The sequence below is a fragment of the Synechococcus sp. R55.7 genome, assembly GCF_047461955.1.
GTDB lineage: Bacteria > Cyanobacteriota > Cyanobacteriia > Thermostichales > Thermostichaceae > Thermostichus.
Window position 1 is genome coordinate 1 of the sequence record NZ_JANSIC010000177.1, and the last position, 5,386, is coordinate 5,386.

Here is a 5,386-nt window from a genome sequence, read left to right on the forward strand (position 1 = left end):
CGCAGGCAAGCCAAAAAAGGTGGCCACCGCTGCAGCAATTCCCCCCTGCAACACTTGACGCCGCTGCAAACGGCTCTCCAGGATGCTGCTGAAGGTGGGGTTGGGAGAGTGGTTACACATAGGCTCGTCTCCAGGACGAAGCTTAGGGCCATGCGAATGGATACTCACGTTGACTTCTCCTCTTGTCTTGACAAGTTTTGTTTAGAAACTTGGCGAGTCTTATAAAACAGCACCTAACCCCTGCGCTACTCTATTCGCGCATGAGGATAGGCACTACAAAGTTAGTGGCTTGAAGTTAAGAGAAGACTAAGCTCAGATTAAGCCTTGCAAGTGTAAACAATTTCTTTAGATTGAAGCAGCAGTTTCTTAATCATTTGTTGCAACGAGAAGAAGACTTGGTTTAAGTCAATTAGATCAAGTGCCAATAAAGTAGTCTGCAGTCCTTAGAATTGCGATTCTTATGCGATTCTTAGAGGTCTTTTCGTAACCTAGAGAACAAATACACCCCATCTTGATGGTACAGAAGCTGAAACTGGGTTTCCTTCTGTAAAGCTTCGATCAGGATGCGGGAGAACTCTGGAGTGCTGCGCCACCCCGGATGACGGGTGTTGAGCAACACATAATCAAAGGGATCCCACTGAGAGGGCGGGGATCCATTGAAGCGTCCCTCATCTGTAAAGTAGATTACAAGTCGATGGGTGAGGTGAGGGCTGATCTCATGGGTGGTGAGGACGCCCCCTTGGGTGGTGATCTGGGCAAGAGCCTGTCGGGTTGCCTGCCAAGTGTCCAGGGAGCTGAGATAAATCGAGCCGAAAAAGGTGTATTTCCCCAAGGCCAAAAAGGCCAGCGAAGACCAGATCAGGGGCAGTTTTCCATCTTTTATAAAATGGCTCTGGAAGAGGTGATTTTTCACATTCTCGATGACAGCTAAGAACAAGAAAGGAACGATAGGCAAAGCGTACTGATGCACCAGATCTCGATAGGCGGGGTTGCTGGAGAGTATATTCAAACCCAGGGTAGGCAGGGCAGGGATCCAGGGATCCCAGTGTCGCCAAGAGAGACCCCAAGCCAAAGGCGCAACCAATAAAAATCCATAAAACAGGGTGTCCAGAGAGAAGACTTTGCTCAAAACCAGCATCGGTCTCAAGATTAAACCTTGAACAATTTCCGCAACAGAATTCCCTAGATAGTCGTAATGAGAAACGGCTGCCGGCTCGCTGCCGCTGAAGTGAGGAATGACCCCAAAAGTGGCTATCCCAAACCAAGCCGATCCTGCTGCAATTGCCGTCCAGCCGCCCACTTGGCAGCGCCATTGCCAGCGTTCTTGAATTCGTCCTCTTTCCCAAAGCAACAGCCAGGCTCCCAGGGCGACAACATTGAGAGACAACACTGCTTTACAGCCGAGGATGCCGCTCAAACAGAGAAGGAACCCCCACAATTTTCCAGAGCGAATGCAGAGCACAGCCGCCAAGAAAAGGGGAACGGCCAAAACCTCTGGATGAAAATCAAAAAGGTTGGCGTTAAAAATGGCCGGATAGAGAAGATAGGCTGTGGCAATCACCATCACTTGGCTGGGATCGACCTTGGCCTGAAGTGCAAGGTGATAAATAGCCAATGCTCCCAAGGTTAACGCCAGGGATTGGAGCCCAAACAGCCAATAGACCGAGGGGACAATGCGGTACAAAAAGCTGATGGGATAGAGAATAAAGGCTGCGTGGTCTCCCAAGATGTGGATCCCTCGAATGGTCGAAAACGGAACCTCTCCCCGACTGATTAGATAGATGGATTGGTCGAAGATGCCAAGATCATATCCTCCAGACTGAAACAGGTGATGCCGGACAACACTACAGCCAAAGAGAATGAAGAAATTAAAAATCATGATTGCCAGCAGAAGTGGAGGCAGAGGACGATCCTTCATAAGAACTAGGGCTTTTGATTTATAGATCTTGGCAAGGTAACTTTATCGCTTTTCTCAGCCTTGCGTGACATCCTAGCGAGATCTGGATTCGGCAGAGGCTCCGCCGCAATTCCGGACATTTCTCTTTCCTCGGGAGTATGAGGAATGGCTCAAGCTTGTTGGAGATAACGATACAGATGAGTTAGGACTGGTTACGACAAGAGGGTGTGATTTGGCCCAAGATGGCAGCATGTCTTGCCCCAGTTGCTTCCGGTAAATTGTTGGTCTTACCTTGCCAGGTTTTATAGGCCAATACCGCGAAGGCAAGGGCCTCTTTGGCCTTAGAAGGGATCCCCACTTGGTCGGAAGTCAACAGGGTTGTGGTCGGCAGTTGCTCCTGCAGCAGTTGCATGAGAACAGGGTTTTGGGTGCCGCCACCGCTGAGAATAACTTGATCTGGGGTCGCGGGCAAAAAGTCCCTATAGGCTTGGGCAATGGAGCAGGCCGTAAACCCTGTGAGGGTGGCAATACAGTCGTGAGCAGATATAAATTGGGTCCAAATTTGCTCCAAATAAAGGGATCCAAAATACTCCCGGCCAGTGGTTTTGGGCGGTGCCTTTTGAAAATAGGGATCCCGCATCCATTCTGTAATTTTTTCCCAGTGGACTTGGCCTTGGGCAGCCCATTTTCCGTCGCGATCAAAGGCTTGTTGTCCTTGGCTGGCCCGCATCACCGCCAGATCGATCAAAATGTTGCCGGGGCCAGTGTCGAAGGCCAAGGGGGATCCCCCACTGCAGAGGCTGGGGAGATAGGTGAGGTTGGCAATGCCGCCGATGTTTTGGGCCACACGATGAAGGTGGGGATGCCTCAACAGCAGCCAATCCACAAAAGCTACCAAAGGTGCGCCTTGACCTCCTGCCGCCATGTCCCGCGCCCGAAAATTGCTCACCACCGGGATCCCGGTCAGCTCGGCAATCACCGCAGCTTCACCGATTTGCAAAGTCGAAGCTTCTGGCCCACTGGGGTTATGCCAAAGGGTTTGGCCATGGCTGCCGATGAGATCGATCTGTTGGGGGGTGAGATGGGCCGCCTGGATCCCTTGCAAGGCCGCTGCCGCAAAAGCTCGACCCAAGCGAAAGTTCAAGGTGCAGATGTGATCTACCGTGCCGGTTTTGGGATTCGCAGCCCGCAAAATCTCTGCCCGCAGCGTCGGGGAATAGGGGATTGTTTGGAAATGTATCAACTCCCACTGTAGGGAATCGTCGCCCTCGATGCGGACGATGGCTACATCGATCCCGTCTACAGAGGTGCCCGACATTAAGCCAATGACAATCATTTTGCTGGCGGCTCAACCAGAGGCTTGAGAAGGTCTAAAGTTTTGCCCCCTTTCCCCTTCCCCTTTTTAGGATACAGGCAGGGTATCCAGAGCTACCGTGTGGGGGACTATGAGTGAAGCCATCCGCTACGACCTTCTTTTGGTGGGGGGAAGCTCCTCCAACTTGATCTTGGCCCACCGCCTTTTGGATCTGGCCAAGCTCTCTGGGCTGAAAATCTCTATTGCCATTTTGGAAAAAGCCCGCCAATTCGGCGGTCACATCGTCAGTGGCGCCATCTGCAACCTCCAAGTGATCGCCAAGCTCTTCCCCGATTTTGAAAGCCAAGGATTTCCCCACGAAGGCCGGGTGGAAGCCAATCACTTGAGCGTGCTGGGATCCCAACAGCGCTGGGATCTGCCGGAAGCGGTGATCCCGCCGGGATTTCGCAAGCAGGGGCAGTTCATTCTCACCCTCAGCCACGTGATCCGTTGGCTGGCCGAAACCCTGCAGGAAAAAGCCAAAGGGATCCCAAATGTTACCCTCGATGTGTTCCCCGGCTTTGCCGCCCATGAAATCCTCTACGAGGGGGAGCGGGTGATCGGGGTACGGGCAAGCGATTCTGGCCAAGTGTACGAAGACTGTATCTTTGCCGAACTCACCTGCTTTGGCGACAAAGGCTTCATTTCCAAAGATCTCATCGAGAAGTTTCAACTGCGCCCCAACCCGCAATTGTGGTCGGTGGGGGTCAAAGAGGTGTGGCAGATCCCCCAGTCCCTGCAGGGGCAGGTGTGGCATACCTTGGGCTACCCGGTTTTGGATGGCAGCTTCAGCGGGGGCTTTGTCTATGGCCTCAAAGACAATCGCCTGGCCTTAGGTCTGATCATCGGCCTCGACAGCAAAAACCCCAACCTCAACCCCCAGCAACGTCTGCAGGAGTTCAAGGCTCACCCCTGGATCCAGTCCCTAATTGCTGGCGGCAGGTTGCTCAAATATGGGGCTGCCGTGATTCCCGAAGGGGGCTACCACAGCCTGCCCACCCGGTTTGGCGTTGAGGGAGCCCTGCTGTTGGGGGATGCGCTGGGGGTGTTGGATGTGGGCAGCTTGGCCGGGGTGGATAACGCGATGGAAACCGGCTATCTGGCGGCGGGCCTCATTCACGATGGCTTCTTGAAAGGGGATCTGCGCATCCAGGCCGACTACCAAAGGGCGGTGATGGAAAGTGCGGTGGGGCAAAACCTCTACCGCAGTCGCTATTTCCGCGAGGCTTTTCTGGAGAACTCCCGCTTGCTGGAAGAATACTTGCCTCAGGTGTGCCGCAGCGTCGATGCCGGCCATCCCTGGCTGGGATCCCTGCGCTGGGGTTTACAGGATCCCGTTCGCCGCGGACGAGAAACTCTGCGCGCCTACACCCTGCTCACCGGGCGGGTCAGCCCCAGCGAGCCACCCCCGCGAGGCTATGTGGCCCCCCACGCTGCCATTCAAGCGGATTTTGTGGCCCCCACAACCTTGGCTCCCCAGGAATTGGCCTCTCGACCGGGCTATTTCTCGCGGCCCGATGCGGTTTTTTTCGCGGATCCCCGCTACCCCGAGGGTAACCGTCACATCCTGGAGTTCGACGCCGAAACCTGCCGCCGGTGCATCGCCACCTACGACAAGCTGAATCGCCCCACCCCCTGCGTGGCCGACTGCACAGCAGAGGTACACCACATCCGCGACCAAAATGGCATCCGCTCCCATGCCATGTCTTTGGAAAACTGCATCCAGTGCCGCACCTGCGAGATCATCTGTCCCCACTTAAACTTGCGGGTCAACCCCAGCTACGAGGGATCCGGGCCGGATTTCTATGGGCTGTAGCCGTTGCTGAGGTTAACTCAGTTCGCTGCAGCTCGCCTGATCCTGGGGGTCTAGCAACTGAGGTGAATGGATCTGGCCATCTTGGCCGGCGATCCCAGGGATCCAAGCAACCTAGGAAATTGGCTAGGTTGGGTTAGGGCTTGTTGGAGATCTTTTGTCGGTGAGCGATTCTTTGGATGTCCAGGCTCCTCTGCCCGCTATCTTGGCCGATCTGCAAAAAGCCCTGGGATCCCTGGGGTTGGGTTATCTCCAGGTACAAGCGCGGCTTTCCGGCCACCGCCTGTTGCTGCGCCTAGAGGGGGATCCCTTGCCTGAGCCG

The 5,386-nt window shown here is 54.5% G+C and carries 3 protein-coding genes; 1 reads left to right on the top strand and 2 read right to left on the bottom strand.

From position 1 onward, the window contains the following. Nucleotides 1-469: 469 nt before the first annotated feature. The gene (locus NW820_RS09580; RefSeq protein ID WP_414407358.1) at nucleotides 470-1,918 is read right to left on the bottom strand and encodes a DUF2079 domain-containing protein; all 1,449 of its coding nucleotides are present in this window, start codon (nucleotides 1,916-1,918) and stop codon (nucleotides 470-472) included. Between the two features lie 181 nt (nucleotides 1,919-2,099). After that, nucleotides 2,100-3,233: an anhydro-N-acetylmuramic acid kinase gene (locus tag NW820_RS09585; protein ID WP_414407359.1), complete on the bottom strand. Its 1,134-nt coding sequence runs from the start codon at nucleotides 3,231-3,233 to the stop codon at nucleotides 2,100-2,102. 109 nt (nucleotides 3,234-3,342) lie between these two features. On the opposite strand from NW820_RS09585, the gene NW820_RS09590 reads away from it, so the two are divergent. Beyond that, complete coding sequence (locus NW820_RS09590) at nucleotides 3,343-5,067, top strand: electron transfer flavoprotein (RefSeq protein ID WP_414352001.1); 1,725 nt, start codon at nucleotides 3,343-3,345, stop codon at nucleotides 5,065-5,067. Nucleotides 5,068-5,386 lie beyond the last annotated feature (319 nt).